The sequence below is a fragment of the Klebsiella sp. 141240 genome (assembly GCF_050600805.1).
Lineage (GTDB): Bacteria > Pseudomonadota > Gammaproteobacteria > Enterobacterales > Enterobacteriaceae > Klebsiella > Klebsiella aerogenes.
In genome coordinates, this window is record NZ_JAQIRK010000093.1 from 1 (window position 1) to 215 (window position 215).

At 54.9% G+C, this 215-nt stretch carries 1 pseudogene; it reads right to left on the reverse strand.

What is annotated here, in order from left to right:
- Window positions 1–215: pseudogene (gene tuf, locus PGQ95_RS26500) on the reverse strand (elongation factor Tu); the annotation flags it as partial.

The following is a 215-nucleotide window of genomic DNA, read 5'->3' on the forward strand; positions in this document are numbered from 1 at the left end:
CCAACTTTGATGATACCGCGCTCTACACGACCGGTAACAACGGTACCACGACCGGAGATGGAGAATACGTCTTCGATCGGCAGCAGGAACGGCTTGTCAATCGCACGCTCTGGTTCTGGGATGTAAGAATCCAGGAAGCCAGCCAGTTCGATGATTTTCGCTTCCCACTCTGCGTCGCCTTCCAGCGCTTTCAGAGCAGAACCACGAACGATCGG